Below are 20,436 nucleotides of genomic sequence, written 5' to 3' on the forward strand. Positions count from 1 at the left end.
ACTGTTCGCGCAGGATAGTTGCTGCCAGCCGTTTCACTGACTGCCTTATGCGACCCACTCTCTCCGCCTGACTGATTTCAATCGCCGTGCTGATGCGACCTCCGCGGAGATAGCCTCTGCAGATCCTCATTTAACCTGTTCTGGATCAGAATCAGGTCATGTTTGCACACGATTTTTCCTTGCGACTGGCTGGTTTGCAAACGCTTTTGGTTTACACTGCGTGGCATTAACGTTTACAGGGAATGCAATATGTTGCGATATCTGAATCAATGTTCACGGGGGCGTGGAGCCTGGTTATTACTGGCACTGACGGCGCTTGCACTGGAATTGACGGCACTCTTTTTTCAGCATGTGATGGGCCTGAAGCCCTGCGTAATGTGTATCTATGAGCGTAATGCCCTGTTTGGTGTGTTGGGTGCGGGTCTGGTGGGCGCAATTGCGCCTAAATCGTCGTTGCGTCTGGGCGCGCTGGCCTTGTGGATCTACAGTGCCTGGGAAGGACTGCGTCTCTCCTATGAACATACGATGATTCAGTTGCACCCTAACCCATTCACCACCTGTGATTTCGCCGCACGCTTCCCCAGCGGATTACCGCTGGATAAGTGGATGCCATCCGTGTTTCAGGCTACCGGTGATTGCGCTGATCGCAGCTGGACGTTCCTGACGCTCAGCATGCCACAGTGGATGATTGTGGTATTCGCCGGTTATCTGCTGGTTGCGGCGCTGGTACTGATTGCCCAGCCGCTAAAACCAAAACGTCGCGATCTCTTTAGTCGCTGAGATCAGGAAAGGCTGCCAATGGCAGCCTTTTTTTCATATCCCGACTCACGCGACGCGTTTAGCCGTTGCGATCGGGGCGATCGATAATGTGATCTTCCCAATCCCGCACTTCACTCTCGCGCACGGCAATATACCTTACAGAAATACGCTTCGCGTGCATGGCGGTTTTAGAACCGGCTCGCAGCGGATGCCAGGCGGGGAGATCTTTACCTTCACCCAGCAACCGGTATGCACAGGTACGCGGTAACCAGTTAAACGTGGTCAGATTTTCGCGCGTTAACTTGATGCAATCCTCTTCAAGTTCGAAGCGGCGCTCATAGTTGCGGCACTGGCAGGTTTTAATATTGAGCTGATTACAGGCGACATTGGTGAAGTAGATCTCATCGGTGTCTGCGTCCTGTAACTTGTTCAGGCAACACTGTCCACAACCATCACACAAGGATTCCCATTCCTCATCGCTCATTTGTGCCAGGCGTTTTTGTTGCCAGAAAGGGGTGTCTGTCATGATGATTTGTCCGGGTTGTGCCTAAACCGCACCTTATAAAGCCTATGCTGCGGTGATGCAAGTTTTTAGAGTACGCGCGTGCTGATGCCGTGACCCGCCAGGGAGACTTCCAGCTGATCACCCGAGCGCATCGGGCCCACCCCTTCTGGCGTACCGGTCAGAATCACGTCGCCGGCGCGCAGGGTAAAGTAGTGGCTCATGTGTGCAATCAGCGGCAGGATTTTATGAATCATATCTTCGGTGTTACCGTGCTGCCGCACTTCACCATTCACCACCAGTTTCAGTTCGACATTCTGCGGATCGCCACTGAAGTCTGACACCGGGATAAAACCGGAAACCGGACAGGCGTTATCAAAACCTTTGGATTTTTCCCAGGGCTGGCCTGCTTTTTTCAGCCCGGACTGCAGATCACGCAATGTCAGGTCCAGCGCCACGCCATAACCTGCAATCGCTTTAGCCACATGTGCCTCCGTCGCCTGCTTCAGCGTCCCGCCAATCAGCACGGCCAGTTCGACCTCGTGATGAACTTCGCCAAATGCGTCGGGAATAGAGAGCGGCTGGCGTAAATCACACAGCGCTGTTTCCGGCTTGATAAAGATCACCGGCTCAGTCGGCGTTGCGCTGCCCATTTCTTTAATGTGTTTTGCGTAATTACTGCCCACGCAAACCACTTTACTGACCGGAAAATCTAACAGAGCGCCTTGCCAGTTACGATGCTGATACATGCTCATCCCCTGTTCAGGTTAGGTGTGATGCCAGCGCTGCTGGCGGGTTGATGTTTGCTTTTGTGTTGATCGAAATGCCAACCTCATGGCGTGATAATAAGATCCTTTTAACGGTCCGGGGGATGGAATTTGTCAAAAAGCGTAAATGGCGGCGCTGAGGTGCTGAATAATCGTACAAATCAGGCGAAAAAAATGGGCAGGAAATTTAGAAACGGGTGAAACAGATAAGCTGCGCCGTTAATTTTACGCAGCGTCGGGCAATATTATCCTGCCAGGATGACGCCGACAGGATTTATATTTACAGAAGAATCTGAGTTAAACTTTTTTATCAGCCTCTAAATGAATTTTTAGCAGACTTTCAATCGGCGGAGGAAGTTGCAAATAATAGCCCTGCTCACTCAACCCCTGCTTAACTTTATTGATATCTGCATTTGCCAGCCTGTCGCGGCCCGCCAGCTTTAGCACCATCGCCAACTGCGGCTTGCCAAACCCTTTCAGCAATTCTTCAGGAACGCGCGAGAAATCGTCCTTTTTTTCTACATAGAGATAAGTCTGGTCACGTAACGGGCTTCTGTAGATCACACAAAACATATTTTTTACTCGAATTAACCGGCGTTGAGGCTTGTCTGAATATAGCTGTAACTATAACATGCTTGCAGAACTTCGAATATTCACCGTTAGCGCTTCAGTGATGATTTTATCATCGGCTTGCTAACGGTAGTGAAAACAGGACTGAGTCGGGACAGATGTCGCAAACGCCAATCGAATTCAAAGGTAGCAGTTTCACCCTATCTGTCGTCCATTTGCACCACCATGACCCTGCGGTGATTCGTAAGGCACTTCAGGACAAGATTGATCAGGCTCCGGATTTCCTGAAAAACGCACCGGTTGTACTTAACGTCGCCACATTGAGTGCCGAGGTTAACTGGAAACAGTTGCAGCAGGCGATTCTCGCCACCGGTTTACGTATTGTCGGCGTAAGCGGCTGCAAAAATGACGCACTGAAACGCATGATATCCCGGGCAGGCCTGCCAGTTCTGGCAGAAGGCAAAGAGTCCAGACCGCGTGCAGAAGCGCCACCACCCGTGCCAGTTCCTGAACCGCTGCCGGTGGTCACCGAAACGGTGGCAACGAAAACACGCATCGTGAACACGCCGGTGCGTTCAGGCCAGCAGATTTATGCGCGTGACGCTGATTTGATTATCACCAGCAGCGTCAGCGCCGGCGCCGAACTGGTCGCCGATGGCAACATTCATATTTACGGCATGATGCGCGGTCGCGCACTGGCGGGTGCCAGTGGTGATCGCAATTGCCAGATTTTTTGTACCAACCTGGCCGCCGAGCTGGTCTCGATTGCCGGAGAGTACTGGATCATGGATCAGATCCCGCAAGAATTTTTTGGTAAAGCCGCGCGTCTGTGCCTGCAGGATGGCGCGCTGACTATCCAGACACTTAATTAGGCCCCTTTTCTTTTGTTAAGGAAATCAACATTTATGGCACGCATTATTGTAGTTACATCCGGTAAAGGGGGCGTTGGTAAGACCACGTCAAGCGCGGCCATCGCCACCGGTTTAGCGCAGAAAGGCAAAAAGACGGTCGTTATCGACTTTGATATCGGTCTGCGTAATCTGGATTTGATCATGGGTTGTGAACGCCGCGTGGTTTATGACTTCGTCAACGTTATCCAGGGCGATGCCACGCTGAACCAGGCGCTGATTCGCGACAAACGCACTGAGCAACTCTACATTCTGCCCGCCTCGCAGACCCGTGATAAAGATGCGCTGACTCGCGAAGGTGTTGAAAAAGTTCTGAACGACTTAGCCGCTATGGAATTCGATTTCATCGTCTGCGATTCACCGGCAGGGATTGAAACCGGTGCACTGATGGCGCTCTATTTTGCTGATGAAGCCATTATCACTACGAACCCGGAAGTCTCATCTGTGCGTGACTCCGACCGTATCCTCGGTATTATTTCGTCTAAATCGCGTCGTGCGGAAAACAGTCAGGATCCGGTGAAGGAGCATCTGCTGCTGACCCGCTATAACCCTGGCCGGGTTAACCGTGGCGATATGCTGAGCATGGAAGATGTGCTGGAGATTCTGCGCATTCCTCTGGTTGGCGTGATTCCTGAAGATCAATCGGTGTTACGTGCCTCTAACCAGGGTGAACCGGTGATTCTTGACGGCGAATCTGATGCTGGCAAAGCCTATGCCGATACCGTTGAACGGTTGCTCGGTGAAGTACGCCCCTTCCGCTTTATCGAAGAAGAGAAGAAGGGTTTCCTGAAACGCCTGTTCGGGGGATAAACCATGGCATTACTTGATTTCTTTTTATCCCGGAAGAAGAACACTGCCAACATAGCCAAGGAAAGGCTGCAGATTATCGTGGCAGAACGGAGAAGGGGCGACAGTGAGCCCCATTATCTTCCGCAACTTAAGCGCGACATTCTGGAAGTGATTTGCAGATATGTGAAGATCGATCCCGAAATGGTGACTGTGCAGCTCGATCAGAAAGGTGACGATATCTCGATTCTGGAGCTGAACGTAACGTTGCCGGAAACGGATGAAGTGACTAAATGACGCTGACGGTTTCCTGAATTTCCCCTGCGCTCTGGCAGGGGAAATTTTTACCGTTAACAACCCGCCAGAATCTCCTCAATGCCGGGTTTCAGCAGTTCGCCCCGCCATCCGGTCAGTAACTCCGGTTGACGTCCCTGTGGCTTAAGACCCCAGTGCTGGCTTAATACCTGATTAATCTGACGTCGTGACGCCAGTAATTCCTGACTGAACCCACTCTGCCCGCTGACCTGCTGCACCAGGGCTTTCATCGCTTTAAACACCTGCTTGTAATCAGGATGGTCGATCAGATTGCCCAGCGGAGCCGGCAGTTCACTTTCATCCAGCGCCTCTGCTTCGGCCACCAGCGCCACCAGCGTTTTACCGTGGAAACGGATTTCATGACCTGACAGTCCCAGATGATCCAGCTCACCCAGTGAACCTGGCATAAAGCGCGCGACTTTCCACAGGTGCTCTTCGCGCACAACAAAGTTAACCGCCATATCCTTTTCACGCGCCAGTTTCAGACGCCAGGCCGCCAGTCGCTGCAGCGCGGCCAGTTGACGCGGACGCAATTGCCAGGCATTGGTGATATCCCGCCAGGCTTCATCCGGCGAAAGGCTATCCAGACGACGCTGACAAAGATTGTCGCACTCACTGAGCGCCGCCGCCATGTTGCCGGCCTCTTCAGTGTTGATCATCAGCTGGCGCGCAATCGGCAGCAGATAGTGAACGTCTGCCGCCGCATATTCGCACTGACGCTGGGTCAGAGGGCGTGCCAGCCAGTCGGTGCGTGATTCACTTTTATCGAGTTCGACCTGCGTGAAATGCGCCACCATTGAGGCAAAGCCCCAGGAGAGCGGCTGGCCGGAGAAGGCTGCCAGAATCTGTGTATCGATCATCGGTGTCGGCAGCACGCCGAAACGGTGCAGGAAGACTTCCAGATCTTCACCTCCGGCATGGAGGAATTTGGTGACACGGGTGTCGGTAAGCAACGCAATAAAGGGTGACCAGTCACGGATATTCAGTGGGTCAATCAGCACCAATTGGTGATCGTCGAACAGCTGGATCAGGCCAAGCTGAGGATAGTAAGTACGGGTACGGACAAATTCGGTATCCAGTGCCACCGCCGCCTGCTGGCGCGCTTTCTGACACACGTCTGCCAGTTGATCATCCTGGTCGATAAGGGAATAGTTCACGTCTGATTTCCACCGCAGCTAACAACGCGCGGCGCTCCATGTTAAAAACAATAAAAACGCCGGACATGCCGGCGTTCAACCTCAATTTTGCCCGGATTCAGCTCGCGCCGGGTTTTACCTCGTCACGCAACTCGCGCCGCAGAATCTTGCCGACGTTGGTTTTGGGCAAATCATCACGAAACTCAATGATCTTCGGCACCTTGTAGCCGGTCAACTGACGGCGGCAGTGATCGAGCACGTCTTCTTTAGTCAGTGACGCGTCTTTTTTCACGATACAGACTTTTACGGCTTCGCCAGAAAGATCGCTCGGCACACCAATTGCCGCCGCTTCACGCACTTTAGGATGCTGCATCAGCACATCTTCGATTTCATTCGGATAGACATTAAAACCGGAGACCAGAATCATATCTTTTTTGCGGTCAACGATGCGGATAAAGCCTTCCTGATCAACGGTAACAATATCACCGCTGTGGAGCCAGCCATTTTTCAGCACTTCCGCTGTCGCTTCCGGATGCTGCCAGTAGCCCAGCATCACCTGGGGACCTTTGATGCAGAGCTCACCCGGCTCACCTGGCGGCACTTCGTTGCCATCGTCATCCAGAATCCGCACGTCTGTCGAGGGCACCGGCAGGCCGATACTGCCGGTATGACAGCTGATGTCATATGGATTGACTGACACCAGCGGCGAACATTCGGTCAGGCCATAGCCTTCCAGCAGATAGTGTCCGGTTAGCTTTTCCCAGCGTTCCGCCACCACTTTCTGTACAGCCATCCCGCCACCGGCCGAAAGACGCAGCGTTGAGAAATCGAGCTTATTGAACTGCTCATCGTTGAGCAGCGCATTGAACAGCGTGTTCACGCCAGTGATAGCGGTAAACGGAAATTTACCCAGCTCCTTAACGAAGCCAGGAATATCACGCGGATTCGTGATCAGCAGATTCTGACCGCCCAGCTCCAGGAAAAGCAGGCCATTCACCGTTAAAGCGAAAATGTGATAAAGCGGCAGCGCAGTGACGACAAACTCTTTACCGTCGCGCAGCACTTTACCGTAAGTCGCGCGGGTCTGCTCCAGGTTCGCCTGCATGTTGCGATGGGTCAGCATTGCCCCTTTGGCTACGCCGGTCGTGCCGCCGGTGTACTGCAGGAAAGCGAGATCGTCATTTGAGACGGTCGGACGCTGATAATTAAGTGTGGCACCCACGTCCAGAACATGACGAAAGGAGATGGCGCCAGGCAGATGATATTTAGGCACCAGCTTCTTCACATACTTGACGATAAAGTTAACCAGCGTCGCTTTTATGGGTGCCAGCTGATCGCCCATCCGCGTCAGAATGACATGACGCACCGCGGTTTCCGCCACCACTTTTTCCAGCGTGTGGGCAAAATTCGAGACGATGACGATGGCGCTGGCACCGCTGTCATTGAGCTGATGCCTGAGTTCACGTGGCGTATAGAGCGGGTTAACGTTGACCACCACCATGCCAGCGCGCAGCACACCAATCAGGGCCACCGGATACTGCAATAAGTTAGGCATCATCAGGGCCACGCGGTCACCCGCTTTCAGGCCCAGTTGCTGCTGGAGATAGGCGGCAAACGCGCGGCTCTTCTCCTCCAGCTGACGGTAACTCATCTTCTGACCCATGTTTATAAACGCGGGTTGATCAGCGTAGCGTTTTACGGCCTGCTCAAACAGATCCACCAGCGAGGTGTAACGATCTGCACTTATTTCGGCAGGCACATCTGCCGGGTAGCGTTTCAGCCAAACCTTATTCAAGGATTCACCCCGATAATTATGTTGTATTTCCATCGCTGCCTCAGCCAATCTGTTTTGTTAACAATATTTTAACTGATTGTACCAGTTTGCCTGGTTTGGCATGTTGAGGTTGCGAAGTGCATCACTAAATTTCGTGCAGCGAAAACAGGCAAATAAAAAGCCCGGCAGCGAGCACCGCAACCGGGCTGGATATCACCTTTTTCACCGTTACTCGGTCAGTATGGTTTGCACCTCAGTCGGCCCACTGTTAACCATACCCCAGTAAGGATTTGGGCCCCAGTAGCCGCCGCGATGACGAGTCGGACCATACCAGATCCAGGGATCCATTGGCTGAGGCGGTGCTGTTACCTGTTGCGCGAGACGCCAGCGCTGGTAACCTCGTACATCGATAACGGCAAATTTATAATCTGCCTCACCAATTTTGCCCTGCTCCGTTCCCTTCAGGGTACCCAGCACAGTGACATACTGGTTTCTGACATCCACTGGATCAACGAAGCCGTGGATATCGGCATAAATCCGCCCCACCGACGCCGCCCCCAGACGCGGTCTGGCGCTATCGTCCAGCGGCTGTGCAGCAATCTCAAGCCGGGTTTTGCTGTTCAGATTAGTGACATTCACGACCTTGCCGCCAAAGCGAGATTCCTGCCCGACGAAGATCGAAGGATCGCTCATGACCCGCAACAAATCCTGCTGCGGCTGAGGCGAGCTGCCCTGCAGTGTGTCGGGAATCGAGACACAACCGGTTAACGCCAGCACACAGGTCAGCAGCAGACCTGAAAGCCCTTTACCACACATTGACGACATAGACGTTCTCCCGTTAGGTAAAGACTTAGACTGGACGCATAACAATAAGTTGCGTGCATTTTACCGGCCAGGTAATTTTTTCCAGGCGACTTCATTGCGCAGATAAGTGGGCTCCGCCGTCTCCGGCAGCAGCGTATTCCCCTGCGCCAGAGCAAGTATCGCCAGCGGCAGCATATCCTGAGCGGCAGGCAGCGTGACCTCACTGGCAACCAGCGTCAGTTCATGTCCCTGCTGCAGGCCAGGATAAGCCTGCCAGCCGGTGCCAGCGGTCATCCATTCACCAGAGAGCGACTGCATGCGTGCCAGTGCCGCTTCCGGCGACAACACACTTTCGCTGGCTTCGCCCTGCCAGGCACCGTGCTCATCACGCTGATATTCGGCCCAATAGACTTCGCCCATCCGCGCGTCAATCGCCGTTAATACCCGGGTTGCCCCGTGAAGGCGCCATGCGCCTTCCGCCAGCGTCGCGAGGGTAGAAACCGCGATCATCGGCAGTGCTGCGCCCAGTGCAAGGCCCTGCGCAATGCCAATGCCAATGCGTACGCCAGTAAAACTGCCCGGGCCGCGACCAAAGGCGAGCGCGTCCAGTTCGGTCAGTTCCAGCTGCTGTGCCAGCAGGAGCTCTTCGACCAGCGGTAAAATACGCTGGGTATGATCACGCGGGGCGATCTCGAATCGGGCATCAATCTGTTGCTGATTCAGCAAGGCAGCTGAACAGGCTTCTGTCGCCGTATCCAGCGCTAAAATTCGGGCTGACATGACCACCTCAGAAGAAAGAAAACGGCGCGCATATTAGCATAAAATTATGCGTCTGGTTCGGGTTGCTGACGGATAAAGGCGATGGCACGATCAATGTCCCGGGTGCGCGGCGTAGGTGGCAGGCTGTTGAGAAACAACGCGCCATAAGGACGCGATACGAGGCGCTGATCGCAAATCACCAGCACACCCCGATCATCCGTATCACGGATCAACCGCCCCACCCCCTGCTTCAGCGTGATCACGGCATCCGGTAGCTGCACATCCGTGAAGGGATCGCCGCCACGAATCCGGCAATCTTCCATTCTGGCTTTTAACAGGGGATCTTCCGGCGAGGTGAACGGCAGTTTATCGATAATAACCAGCGACAACGCATCACCCCGCACATCAACCCCTTCCCAGAAACTGCTGGTCGCCACCAGCAGGGCGTTGCCTTTGTCGATGAACTGTTTCAGTAACTGACCTTTGCTGGTTTCACCCTGTACCAGCACAGGCAGGGTCATTGAGGCGCGAAATTCTGCCGCCAGTTCACGCATCATCAGGTGCGATGTGCAGAGGAAGAAACAGCGGCCTTTGTTGGCATCGATCAGCGGTTTCATCATCGCGGCCAGCTGGCGGGCGCCGCCGGGACGGTTAGGCTCAGGCAGATTGCGCGGCACGCAGAGCAGTGCCTGCTTCGCAAAATCAAACGGGCTATTCAGAATCAGGCTCTTTGCCGCATTCACACCCAGTCGTTCGGCGAAATGGGCCATTTTTTCATCCACCGCCAGGGTGGCCGAGGTGAAGATCCACGCCGCTTTACGGTTGTCCATCACTTCCCGGAATCGTTCAGCGACCGAGAGCGGCGTCAGCGCCAGAATAAAATGACGCGACGTACATTCATACCAGTAGCTGTAGCCCGGCTCGTTAATCGCCCGTAACCGTTTTAAGCGGGTACGGTAAAGCGCGGCGCGCTCAAAGGCGGCATCCAGCAGAGCTGAACGACCCAGCGAGAGTTTGATAACGTCGTAACAGAGCTCCAGCGCATCGTCCAGCAAGGTGAACATGCGCAGTATCTGGTTATCGCTCAGCAGTTCGCGTAAATTACCGCGATAACCCGGATCGCCTAATGACAGGCGGAAATCCTGTGCGCATTGCGCCAGTCGATCAGCTGATTTCTGCAGTTGCTGGGCATCACGCACTTCCGTGCGGTAGGCGGTAATAATATCTTTAGCCAGATCGAGTAACTGGCGGCTGGAGAGTTGCTGACCAAAATACTGGCTGGCGATATCGGGCAACTGATGGGCTTCATCGAAGATCATCACATCAGCCTCGGGAATCAATTCGCCAAAGCCCCCCTCTTTTACCACCAGGTCGGCAAGAAACAAATGGTGGTTAACGACCACCACATCAGCGTCCATGGCGCGCTTACGTGCCATGACCACAAAACACTCTTTATAGCGCGGACAATCCGTGCCCAGGCAGTTGTCGTTGGTGCTGGTCACCAGCGGCCAGATCGGGCTATCTTCGGTCACACCCGCACAGCTGCTGATGTCGCCATCTTTTGTCTGTGATGACCAACTGCGCAGCGTCACCAGATCGGTTAGCGCCTGCACGGTGAGCTCACCACCGGCCATCGACTGCTGTTCCATGCGTTCCAGGCAGAGATAGTTAGAGCGCCCTTTCAGCAAGGCCGTTTTCCCTTTGAACTTCAGTGCCTTAATCATGGTGGGCAGATCGCGGCCATAAAGCTGATCCTGCAGCGCTTTTGAGCCGGTGGAGACAATGACTTTTTTTCCGGCCCGCAAGGCGGGTGCCAGGTAAGCATAGGTTTTGCCGGTGCCGGTGCCGGCTTCAACCACCAGTTCACCCTGCTGTTTTACGGCTTCAGATACCGCCTGCGCCATCTCACGTTGTGCTTCACGCGGTTTAAAACCTGCGATCGCCAACGCCAGTGCGCCATCCACTGCAAAATCGTCTGCCACATACCCTCTCTAAGAACGGCAAAAACACTGTAATTATGTCAGTATTGGATAAACAAATCAAAATCGATAAATATCAACAGGTTGAGGTTTTAGCCGTTTCAGGTGCGGCGGTACGTGACCCGAAAGTACGATAAGAAAACCTGAAATTTTAGCGCTTCATTAAATACCCTGCTGAATAAGCTAATTAATAACAGGGACTTTATTCCATTCGCTTTTTAATCTGTAAGGCGATAAACCGCCGTGCATCCGCGCAGGAATCGCTAAAGGTTTTCATCGATGCGAATGTCAGTGAGACTAATGACTGAAGGATTTTATCCGGGCAGTTTATCTGAACAACCCGAGCGGTCAGAGGGTCATCACCAGGGTGTTGTTTAGCCAGATTCCAGCAACCCGGGTAAAGCTGAAAAGGCGCGGACAGAAGTGAGTCAATGAGACCGGTGTAGAAACCGCAAAACTGCGCGACTGACGGTTTTGCGGCGTGAGTCAGAATTCAGAAGAAATGGAGGTCGTCAGACAACCGTTTCAAACGCCTAAACATCCTTTTCTAAGGGATCGTTTTCCTCATCCTCTTCTTCATCTTCCGGATAGATCTCAGCATCATCTGGCAGCGGTTCATCGTAATCAGGACGTTCAGACATAATTACCTCCGGTGATAAATAGCAAGGCTGCTATTTCAACTGATCATAGTTAACACTCACTGGAGGCCGCACACTTTCCACCTGAAATGTGAACCAAACGTGAATTCACTGTAATGGACTGAAAACAGCCCAACCGCACCTTGCTAATGATGCAGGTACAGTGCACCCGCCAGCATGATGATGAACAGCACGGCAAAGGTAACAAATCCCTGCTTACTGCCTTTGGATAACCCCACAAATGCCGCGATAACAATAAACAGCAGCGTCAGAGCGCCAGCCATTACCCAAAAAAGATACTGCGTATTCGCCATGCTTTAATCCTCAACCTGTGGCGCAATCTCATGACTGATTTATAACATTTTTAAGCCGCCAGTTCCCCTAATTCCGTGTTTCTTATCCCCTGTCAGCGCTAACAGCAGGCGCGATTAAGGACACTTCATTGTCAGCGCAGTTAGCGCCACAGTGTGATGCAGTTATCAAATGCAAATGAACACATCAGGTAATCAAAAGGCAGGATTATAATGATTAAATCAGCTTACTGTTGGGATGTGGCACCCGTAGGCTGATGTGCTGAGACTGGCTTAACATTGCCCTTCAGGTGATGTTTCGCAGATGGCTAAACCCGACTGCCTGTTTCAGGCGGAGGTACATCATGAATTATGTCCGCATCGGATCTCTGGCTGGCGTACTGCTGCTCTGCGGCTGCCAGGCACCTACCCCTGATCAGGCTCGTCTGCAGCAACCCGTTTTCCAGGGCCAAAGCGCCCGCACCGTCCCTCAGCTCAGCGACTGTATTTATCGCGGCTGGTCCACCACCAGCGTCATTGCACGGGATAACACCACCCACACCCAGCCGAACGGCAGTGAGATCAGCGTCTTTACCTGGGAAGATTCTATTTTTGCGGATGTTTCGCCCCGCCGAAAAGGTGCTGATGTGAAATATTTCACCACCTTCCGGATGTCCCCGGACGTGATGGCAGACAGACAGGCGATTGTTGAGCGCTGCCTGTAAAGCGTAAGAGGTGACAGCGATATCAGGAGTGTGCCAGGCTAATGCGCAATTAACCAGGGAGAAACCGATGAGTATTACCCGCATTGACCCGGAACATCGTATGTCCGAAGCCGTCATTCATAACGACACAATCTATTACACCAGTGTGCCCGAAAATCTGGATGCCGACGCAGAAGCACAGACCGCCAATGCGCTGGCGGTGATTGACGCCATTCTGACCCGGCTCGGTAGCGATAAAAGCAAAATTCTGGATGCGACGCTGTTCCTGGTAGATAAAGCCGACTTCCCCGCCATGAACCGCGCCTGGGATGCCTGGGTTTCGCCGGGCAATGCGCCGGTGCGCTGTACGGTTCAGGCCGGTCTGCTAAATCCAAAATACAAGATCGAAATTAAAATCATTGCTGCACGTTAAACCTGCCGGGCGTTATTCCTCTTCGTTTTCGTCATCTTCGTCTTCGAATAACGCCCGAATACGTTCGCCCTTGTGATTTTCGCGGATTTCCTGCGCCACCTGGGCGATTGCTTCACCGCTCGATAGTCCGCCTGCCATCAGCGCCTGAATACGTTCGACGGCCTGTTGTTGTTGCTCATGAGAGAGAGCCGGTAATCCAATAAACATTTTTTACTCCTGCGTTGGGTCAGACAGTATCCCACGTGGAACTAACAGGTGCCAGTGAGGAAAAAATATGTCAGTCTGACCGCCTCTTAGCTTTCTGATTTGTCTGCCCGATGATTGTTGAAACCCTCACGCTTGATTATACCCCCGATGCGCTGACTCAGCGTTTCGCCACCCTTGCCCATCTGCCCTGGGCGATGCTGCTCTCCTCCGCGCAGGCCAGCCACAGTGACAACCGTTTTGATCTTCTGACCGCCGATCCCCGCGCCACCCTGGTGACCCGCGGCGCAATCACGACGCTCAGCGACCCAACCGGTACAACCGAATCAACCGCCGATCCCCTGTTGCTGGTGCAGCAACAGTGTGATGCGCTGGGCGTCACACCTGCATCCAGCGAGACGCTGCCGTTTCAGGGCGGTGCGCTGGGGCTGTTTGGTTATGACCTGGGCCGCCGGTTTGAGTCCCTGCCGCAGCGGGCTGCAGCCGATCTCACTACGCCTGACATGGCCACAGGAATCTATGACTGGGCATTGATTGCCGACCATCATCAGCAAACCCTGACGCTCGTGGCGTTGAGCAATGTTGAAGAACGTGCCGCCTGGCTGGCACAGTGGCCTGTACGCGAAACTGTACCCTTTTCGCTGACAAGCCGCTGGCGCTCTAATATGAGCTATGCCGAATACGCCGCGCGCTTTGCCGCCGTTCAGGCTTATATTCAGGCCGGTGACTGTTATCAGGTAAACCTGGCACAGCGTTTTCAGGCGGGTTATCAGGGTGATGAGTGGCAGGCATTCACTCTCCTCAATGCGGCTAACCGCGCACCCTTCAGCGCGTTTCTGCGGCTGCCTGACAGTGCAATTCTCAGCCTGTCGCCGGAACGCTTCCTGTCGCTGAATAACAAGCAGATTGAAACTCGCCCCATTAAAGGGACCCGACCACGCTGTGACGACCCGATTGCCGACGCACAACAGGCGGAGTCGTTGCGCCATGCGGAGAAAGATCGGGCTGAAAATCTGATGATTGTTGATTTGCTGCGCAACGATATTGGCCGTGTGGCGCGACCCGGTTCGGTTACGGTGCCAGAGCTGTTTGTGGTTGAACCCTTCCCCGCCGTGCATCACCTGGTGAGCACGGTGCGGGCGCAGCTACCTGACAGCCTGCAGGCCACTGATTTACTGCGCGCCTGTTTTCCTGGCGGCTCGATAACCGGTGCACCTAAGATTCGGGCAATGGAGATTATTGATGAGCTGGAACCGCAGCGCCGCAATGCCTGGTGCGGCAGCATCGGCTATATCAGCCTGTGTGGCCGGATGGATACCAGCATCACGATTCGCACGCTAATCGCCGAAGGCCAGCAACTCTACTGCTCTGCCGGTGGCGGATTGGTGGCTGACAGCGATCCGGAAGCGGAGTATCAGGAAACGCTCGATAAAGTCAGCCGGATCTTACCGACACTTGAGCAGGCAGGAGGTTCAGTTGGCACTGACGATTGATGTTTTTCGCAGCCGTTTTTTATTGCAGCAACCCGCCCGCAGCACCCAGCGTCTCTCAGGACGTCATGCTGCGGTGCTGGTGCCTATTGTGGCCCGTCCTGAGCCGGGTTTGTTGCTGACGCAGCGTTCGCAGGCCCTGCGCAAGCACGCCGGACAGGTCGCCTTTCCCGGCGGGATGCAGGATGACACCGACGCCTCACTGATCAACACAGCACTCCGTGAAGCGCAGGAAGAGGTCGGCATCGATCCGCAGCAGGTCGAGATACTGGGTGCGCTGCCTGCCGTCACCAGCAGCACCGGCTTCCAGGTCACGCCCGTGCTGGGCATTATTCCGGCCGATTTACGACTTACTCTTAACCCGGATGAGGTCAGCAGTGCTTTTGAGATGCCGCTGGCCGAAGCTCTGCAGCTAAGCCGCTACAGCGCGCTGGAGGTGCATCGGGCCGGTGTACGCCATCCGGTCTGGCTCTCGCGCTACCAGGATTATCTGGTGTGGGGCATGACCGCCGGAATCATCCGTTCATTGAGCACCCAGATCGCCTTCTGAAACCTTTTTGCCTGTTTTTTCACAGATGCTCGCCAGCGACCTGCCGGGCTGCGCTATAATTTTTTCTATCTTTTTAGATAAGTTTATTTCATGCGAAAAAGCGCTCTTTTCCGGTGCATGACTATTACTATGGGCGCCATAAACTGCCCCGGCAGACTGAGAATAATTGTGAGGAGTGTCACCTGTGATTAGTGTTTTCGACATGTTCAAAGTGGGCATCGGCCCATCGAGTTCGCATACTGTCGGCCCGATGAAAGCGGGTAAGCAGTTTGTGGATTTGCTGTGCGAACAGGAAAAGCTTCAGGAGGTGACCCGAATCGCCGTAGATGTCTATGGTTCTCTGTCTCTGACCGGCAAAGGCCATCATACGGATATCGCGATCATCATGGGTCTGGCGGGTGAATCGCCCGATACCGTGGATATTGATGCGATACCCGCGTTTATTAAAGATGTCGAACAGCGTGAGCGGCTGCTGCTGGCGAAAGGCGCGCATGAAGTCGATTTTCCGCGCGAAGGCGGCATGGTGTTCCGCAGCGAGAACCTCTCGCTGCATGAAAATGGTCTGCGTCTGCTGGCGTTTGCAGGTGACCTGCTGATTCTGTCGAAGACCTATTACTCCGTTGGCGGCGGTTTCATCGTTGATGAAGAGCACTTTGGGCAGTCGGCACTGGATGAAGTGTCAGTGCCATGGCCGTTTCATTCCGCTAAAGATCTGCTGGCGCACTGCCATGAGACCGGCCTCTCCCTCTCTGGCCTGGTGATGAAAAATGAGCTGGCGCTGCACAGCCGCGATGAGATCTATGCCTATTTCACCGATATCTGGCAGACGATGCGGGCCTGTATCGATCGCGGTCTGAATACCGAAGGTGTGTTGCCCGGACCGCTGCGCGTGCCACGTCGTGCTGCCTCACTGCGTCGCCTCCTGACCTCCTCCACTAAGCACTCTAGTGACCCGATGATTGTTATCGACTGGATTAATATGTATGCACTGGCCGTCAACGAAGAGAACGCCGCAGGAGGTCGTGTCGTCACCGCACCAACAAACGGTGCCTGTGGCATCGTGCCGGCGGTGCTGGCTTATTACGATCACTTTATCGAGCCGGTAACCCCCGATATTTTTCTGCGCTATTTCCTTGCCTCCGGCGCCATTGGCGTACTGTACAAAATGAACGCATCTATTTCCGGTGCTGAAGTGGGTTGCCAGGGTGAAGTGGGTGTGGCCTGCTCCATGGCGGCGGCCGGTCTGGCCGAGTTGCTGGGCGGCAGTCCTGAGCAAGTCTGCGTGGCCGCTGAAATTGGCATGGAGCACAACCTGGGACTAACCTGTGACCCGGTTGCCGGTCAGGTTCAGGTGCCCTGCATTGAGCGCAATGCTATCGCCTCAGTTAAAGCCATTAACGCGGCGCGAATGGCACTGCGCCGTACCAGCGAACCTCGCGTCTCGCTGGATAAGGTTATTGAGACGATGTATGAAACGGGCAAAGATATGAACGCTAAATACCGCGAAACCTCACGCGGCGGTCTGGCAATTAAAGTGCAGTGTGATTGAACGAAACGTTTAAATGTTTAAATAACGTTCAACTGTAATAAAATCCGCATCCTGCGCTATCTCAGCGCAGGTTTTAACGGTAGAGTGTTTTCCGCGCAACCGTCCGGCTTTCGTCGCTTTCCAGACCCGCTTTTCTGCATTTCGGCCTCAATATTGATCTGGCCGTGCCGATACTAACCCCGTAATTTTTTGCTTTATTCTGGCTTTTTGGGAAGGTGGATACTGATGTTTATGGCCCAGCAATTTGTTGGACAATTCAGACGCAAGCGTTTGCTCATAGCATTCTCAATCGCCATCGTGGTCATGATATTGACGCTGGCCTTTCGCTATTTTGAAGAAAAGTCACGTATTGAACGTCAGGCAATGGATTTCGCCAATAAAGCGATTATGCGGTTTGACCGGATGTTTTCGCCGCTGGAAGTTTCCGCGAATAATACGCTGGGCCTCGTGGGTGTACCCTGCAACAATGTTCGTTTTCCACTCATCGAAAAAATCTCTTCTCTGCAGACGCTCCGGGCGATTCTGCTGGTGGATAACGATGTACTTTACTGCTCCAGTGTTTATGGACCCCGCGCGATTCCTTTTAGCCAGACCTGGCCCGACCTTGCCTATAATGGCGAGCGTATGACCCTCTCAACCGATGATTATCTTCTCAAAGGCTCACCGATTTTAATGTTGTGGACGCCAAAAAGCCCGGATAACCGCTCAGGCATTTTGCAGGTAATTAACATCGAAATGATGAGCAATTATCTGCTGGAGCCGCAGTTACCCTGGGTTGAACGCGCCGTGTTTAACGTTAACGGACAGAGCCTGGAGTATGGTAATCCGTTGATCGAGTCGACAGTCGCTGCAGACGATGAGGTGAGCTATGAACAAGGCTCGCTGCGCTATCCATTCACGCTTACACTCTATGGCCCCTCTCCTACCCGATCGGCGCTGGCAACGCTACCCTCACAGCTGCCGCTGGCAGTGCTGCTGAGCCTGCTTATGGGCTATATCGTCTGGCTGGCAACTGCAAATCGCATGAGCCTGAGCTGGCAAATCAGTTATGGCATTACCGCCCGCGAGTTTATGGTTTATTGCCAGCCACTGATCAATAGCAAAAGTGGTCAGTGCGACGGTATTGAGATACTGATGCGCTGGCATAATGCCCGTCAGGGCTGGATTGCACCGGATGTTTTTATTCCGCTGGCTGAGCGCCAGAATCTGATCAAGCCGCTGACGCGCTTTGTGCTGAATGAAGTGGTGAGTCAGCTACCGCTATTGCCCACGGATCCCGCCTTCCATATCGCTATCAACGTGGCTGCCAGTCATTTCCGGGACGGCGCAATTATTGAAGATCTGCAAAAGCTGTGGTGGCCCGCCTCGCCAGTGCCGACACTGATGGTGGAGCTCACCGAGCGGGATGCACTCCCGGTGGTAGATCAATCGGTCATTACGCAGCTGCACGATATCGGCGTTCAGCTGGCGATTGATGACTTCGGCACCGGTCATAGTTCACTCTCCTATCTGAAAGACCTGCAGCCCGACGTGCTGAAAATAGACAAAATTTTCACAGCAGCTATCGGCACTGACGCCATCAACGCGACGGTAACGGATATGGTGATTTCGCTGGCCCAGCGCCTGAACATCAGTCTGGTTGCTGAGGGCGTGGAAACGGCTGTGCAGGCGGCTTATCTGCGCGAACGCGGCGTGGATCATCTGCAGGGTTACTATTTTGCCCGTCCGATGCCGCTGCAGGATTTTCCGGCGTGGCTGTTACTGCACCAGGCCGATACCCACAGATAAAAAAACAGCCGCGACGTTGAAGCAGCGGCTGTCGGGAAGATTTACCGCGGCCGGTTATGCCAGCCGCGCCTTAGCAACAACGTGAAGAATTAACCCTCTTCATCTTCGTCATGCGGTTTATCTTTGGTGACACGCACCAGATCGATGCGGTAGTCGGTCGCTTCGATGATCTGGAAATGCAGCGGAGTGATATCAATTACATCGCCAGGCAGCGGTAACTGCCCTTTCTGCTCAATCAGCAGACCGGCCAGCGAGGCGTGGTCCTCTGTCGGATCGACCAGCTCATGGAAATCGAGCAGTTGCTGCAGCGAATGCAGATCGGTCCCGCCCTTAACTAACCAGCCATCACCGTCCGCCACAATATCAGGCGTTTCATCTTCATCCGGGAATTCACCCGCGATCGCTTCCAGCACGTCCAGTGGCGTGATCAAACCCTGGACCACACCAAACTCGTTGGTGACGATAACGAAGCTACCTTTGGCACGGCGCAGCACGCCAAGCAGGTTAATCGGATCCAGCGTCTCCGGCACCACAATGGTCGGGCTATTGGCCGCAAAGGTTGCCACATCCACGCCATGCTCCAGCGCCACCAGCAGCTCTTTAGCGCGCACTACGCCGACAATTTCGTCCAGCTCACCCCGGCAGACCGGAAACAGACTGTGGGGGGTATCAAGCAGCTGACCGCGAATCTCATCCACCGGACGATTCGCATCAACCCAAGAGATTTCACCGCGCGGCGTCATGATGCTGCGAATTGAACGTGACGCCAGGGTCAGTACGCCATTAATCATGTAACGTTCTTCATCTTTAAACGCTTCCTGCGGCATCGCTTCCGCCAGCGCAGCCTCTTCGCTGCTGCTGGTGTTGCTGTTACTGGCCATCTGGGCACGATTGCGGCCTCCCATCAGGCGCAGAATCGCCTCTGCGGTACGTTCACGCATCGGACGGTTGGACTGATGGCGGATAAAGTTTCGACGCGCAATCTGGTTAAACATCTCAATCAGAATTGAGAAGCCGATTGCCGCATAGAGATAACCTTTAGGAATATGGAAGCCGAAGCCTTCTGCTACCAGTGACAGACCGATCATTAACAGGAAGCTCAGACAGAGCACCACCACGGTCGGATGCGCGTTAACGAAGTTAGTTAACGGCTTAGACGCCAGCAGCATCACACCCATCGCAATCACCACAGCCGTCATCATCACCGGCAGGTGGTTGACCATACCTACAGCCGTAATCACAGCATCCAGCGAGAAGACCGCATCCAGCACCACAATCTGCGTCACGACTGCCCAGAAACTGGCATATCCCCGATTACCTGATCCGTCGAGCTGCCGGTTCTCCAGCCTCTCGTGCAACTCCATCGTCGCCTTAAATAACAGGAACAGACCACCCGCCAGCAGAATTAAATCACGACCCGCAAAGCTGAAACCGCCTACGCTGAAAAGAGGTGTTGTCAGCGTCACCATCCAGGAAATCAGTGACAGCAGGCCCAGACGCATAATCAGTGCCAGCGACAGGCCAATCAAACGGGCCTTGTCACGCTGCTTTGGCGGCAGTTTGTCGGCCAGAATGGCAATAAACACCAGATTATCGATGCCGAGTACGATTTCCAGCACGATGAGCGTCAGTAAACCCGCCCAGATTGAGGGGTCGAATAAAAATTCCATTATTTATGACTCCAGAACAGGGAACAGATTGAGCCGGTGCGTATCAGCGCAGCAAAGCGTG

21 protein-coding genes are annotated in these 20,436 nt (G+C 53.9%); 10 read left to right on the forward strand and 11 right to left on the reverse strand.

The window, feature by feature from the left end; genetic code table 11:
- The first annotated feature begins 249 nt into the window (after positions 1–249).
- A complete protein-coding gene (dsbB, locus tag AC6I77_RS10140; RefSeq protein WP_078804466.1) occupies positions 250–780 on the forward strand; it encodes a disulfide bond formation protein DsbB in 531 nt (176 codons plus the stop codon).
- Between the two features lie 58 nt (positions 781–838).
- Here dsbB and ycgN read toward each other — a convergent pair whose 3' ends face one another.
- From ycgN to AC6I77_RS10155, 3 genes are all read right to left on the reverse strand, one after another.
- The gene (gene ycgN, locus AC6I77_RS10145) at positions 839–1,285 is read right to left on the reverse strand and encodes a cysteine cluster protein YcgN (RefSeq protein WP_003852723.1); all 447 of its coding nucleotides are present in this window, start codon (positions 1,283–1,285) and stop codon (positions 839–841) included.
- A gap of 65 nt (positions 1,286–1,350) precedes the next feature.
- Positions 1,351–2,010, reverse strand: coding sequence for a fumarylacetoacetate hydrolase family protein (locus tag AC6I77_RS10150; protein ID WP_003852721.1), 660 nt, complete (start codon positions 2,008–2,010; stop codon positions 1,351–1,353).
- Positions 2,011–2,325: 315 nt separating this feature from the next.
- Positions 2,326–2,601 carry a YcgL domain-containing protein gene (locus AC6I77_RS10155; protein WP_003852719.1) on the reverse strand — a complete coding sequence of 92 codons (276 nt, stop codon included), beginning with the start codon at positions 2,599–2,601 and terminating at the stop codon, positions 2,326–2,328.
- Positions 2,602–2,756: 155 nt separating this feature from the next.
- Here AC6I77_RS10155 and minC point away from each other — a divergent pair, with 155 nt between their 5' ends.
- Genes minC through minE form a run of 3 tightly spaced genes read left to right on the forward strand, consistent with a single transcriptional unit; the run spans position 2,757 to position 4,589 of the window.
- Positions 2,757–3,470, forward strand: coding sequence for a septum site-determining protein MinC (minC, locus tag AC6I77_RS10160; RefSeq protein WP_008925313.1), 714 nt, complete (start codon positions 2,757–2,759; stop codon positions 3,468–3,470).
- Between the two features lie 33 nt (positions 3,471–3,503).
- Positions 3,504–4,316: a septum site-determining protein MinD gene (gene minD, locus AC6I77_RS10165; RefSeq protein ID WP_003852716.1), complete on the forward strand. Its 813-nt coding sequence runs from the start codon at positions 3,504–3,506 to the stop codon at positions 4,314–4,316.
- Positions 4,317–4,319: 3 nt separating this feature from the next.
- Positions 4,320–4,589 carry a cell division topological specificity factor MinE gene (gene minE, locus AC6I77_RS10170; protein WP_008925314.1) on the forward strand — a complete coding sequence of 90 codons (270 nt, stop codon included), beginning with the start codon at positions 4,320–4,322 and terminating at the stop codon, positions 4,587–4,589.
- A gap of 53 nt (positions 4,590–4,642) precedes the next feature.
- Here minE and rnd read toward each other — a convergent pair whose 3' ends face one another.
- The 6 genes from rnd to AC6I77_RS10200 all read right to left on the reverse strand — a co-directional run bounded on the left by rnd (position 4,643) and on the right by AC6I77_RS10200 (position 12,011).
- Positions 4,643–5,764 (reverse strand): ribonuclease D, encoded by a 1,122-nt coding sequence (gene rnd, locus AC6I77_RS10175; RefSeq protein ID WP_003852713.1) that lies wholly within the window; start codon positions 5,762–5,764, stop codon positions 4,643–4,645.
- Positions 5,765–5,861: 97 nt separating this feature from the next.
- A complete protein-coding gene (gene fadD / locus AC6I77_RS10180) occupies positions 5,862–7,538 on the reverse strand; it encodes a long-chain-fatty-acid--CoA ligase FadD (protein WP_128755131.1) in 1,677 nt (558 codons plus the stop codon).
- 207 nt (positions 7,539–7,745) lie between these two features.
- A complete protein-coding gene (locus AC6I77_RS10185; RefSeq protein ID WP_497816854.1) occupies positions 7,746–8,342 on the reverse strand; it encodes a Slp family lipoprotein in 597 nt (198 codons plus the stop codon).
- 60 nt (positions 8,343–8,402) lie between these two features.
- A complete protein-coding gene (gene tsaB / locus AC6I77_RS10190; RefSeq protein WP_003852707.1) occupies positions 8,403–9,101 on the reverse strand; it encodes a tRNA (adenosine(37)-N6)-threonylcarbamoyltransferase complex dimerization subunit type 1 TsaB in 699 nt (232 codons plus the stop codon).
- 44 nt (positions 9,102–9,145) lie between these two features.
- Positions 9,146–11,062 carry a DNA repair helicase YoaA gene (gene yoaA / locus AC6I77_RS10195; protein WP_008925318.1) on the reverse strand — a complete coding sequence of 639 codons (1,917 nt, stop codon included), beginning with the start codon at positions 11,060–11,062 and terminating at the stop codon, positions 9,146–9,148.
- Between the two features lie 781 nt (positions 11,063–11,843).
- Positions 11,844–12,011 carry a hypothetical protein gene (locus AC6I77_RS10200; protein WP_003852701.1) on the reverse strand — a complete coding sequence of 56 codons (168 nt, stop codon included), beginning with the start codon at positions 12,009–12,011 and terminating at the stop codon, positions 11,844–11,846.
- A gap of 341 nt (positions 12,012–12,352) precedes the next feature.
- Between AC6I77_RS10200 and AC6I77_RS10205 the strand changes: the two genes are divergently transcribed.
- Positions 12,353–12,712 carry a hypothetical protein gene (locus AC6I77_RS10205; RefSeq protein ID WP_105099121.1) on the forward strand — a complete coding sequence of 120 codons (360 nt, stop codon included), beginning with the start codon at positions 12,353–12,355 and terminating at the stop codon, positions 12,710–12,712.
- A gap of 67 nt (positions 12,713–12,779) precedes the next feature.
- Complete coding sequence (locus tag AC6I77_RS10210) at positions 12,780–13,124, forward strand: RidA family protein (RefSeq protein ID WP_003852699.1); 345 nt, start codon at positions 12,780–12,782, stop codon at positions 13,122–13,124.
- Between the two features lie 12 nt (positions 13,125–13,136).
- Here the strand turns inward: AC6I77_RS10210 and AC6I77_RS10215 are convergent, their stop codons facing one another.
- Positions 13,137–13,331, reverse strand: coding sequence for a YoaH family protein (locus tag AC6I77_RS10215; RefSeq protein ID WP_003852697.1), 195 nt, complete (start codon positions 13,329–13,331; stop codon positions 13,137–13,139).
- A gap of 110 nt (positions 13,332–13,441) precedes the next feature.
- On the opposite strand from AC6I77_RS10215, the gene pabB reads away from it, so the two are divergent.
- The 4 genes from pabB to pdeD all read left to right on the forward strand — a co-directional run bounded on the left by pabB (position 13,442) and on the right by pdeD (position 18,705).
- Complete coding sequence (gene pabB, locus AC6I77_RS10220) at positions 13,442–14,821, forward strand: aminodeoxychorismate synthase component 1 (protein ID WP_140915461.1); 1,380 nt, start codon at positions 13,442–13,444, stop codon at positions 14,819–14,821.
- Positions 14,805–15,368 (forward strand): CoA pyrophosphatase, encoded by a 564-nt coding sequence (locus AC6I77_RS10225; RefSeq protein WP_003852695.1) that lies wholly within the window; start codon positions 14,805–14,807, stop codon positions 15,366–15,368. Before pabB ends, AC6I77_RS10225 begins: the two co-directional genes overlap by 17 nt.
- Positions 15,369–15,552: 184 nt before the next feature.
- Positions 15,553–16,917 (forward strand): L-serine ammonia-lyase, encoded by a 1,365-nt coding sequence (locus tag AC6I77_RS10230; protein WP_039660076.1) that lies wholly within the window; start codon positions 15,553–15,555, stop codon positions 16,915–16,917.
- A gap of 225 nt (positions 16,918–17,142) precedes the next feature.
- On the forward strand, positions 17,143–18,705 hold the full coding sequence (gene pdeD / locus AC6I77_RS10235; protein WP_110411356.1) for a cyclic di-3',5'-guanosine monophosphate phosphodiesterase PdeD: 1,563 nt from the start codon (positions 17,143–17,145) through the stop codon (positions 18,703–18,705).
- Positions 18,706–18,794: 89 nt separating this feature from the next.
- Here the strand turns inward: pdeD and AC6I77_RS10240 are convergent, their stop codons facing one another.
- Entirely contained in the window at positions 18,795–20,375 is a 1,581-nt protein-coding gene (locus tag AC6I77_RS10240; protein ID WP_003852691.1) for a TerC family protein, read from the reverse strand.
- Between the last annotated feature and the right edge of the window lie 61 nt (positions 20,376–20,436).

Source organism: Pantoea sp. X-Soil-ISGK-259 (genome assembly GCF_059730705.1).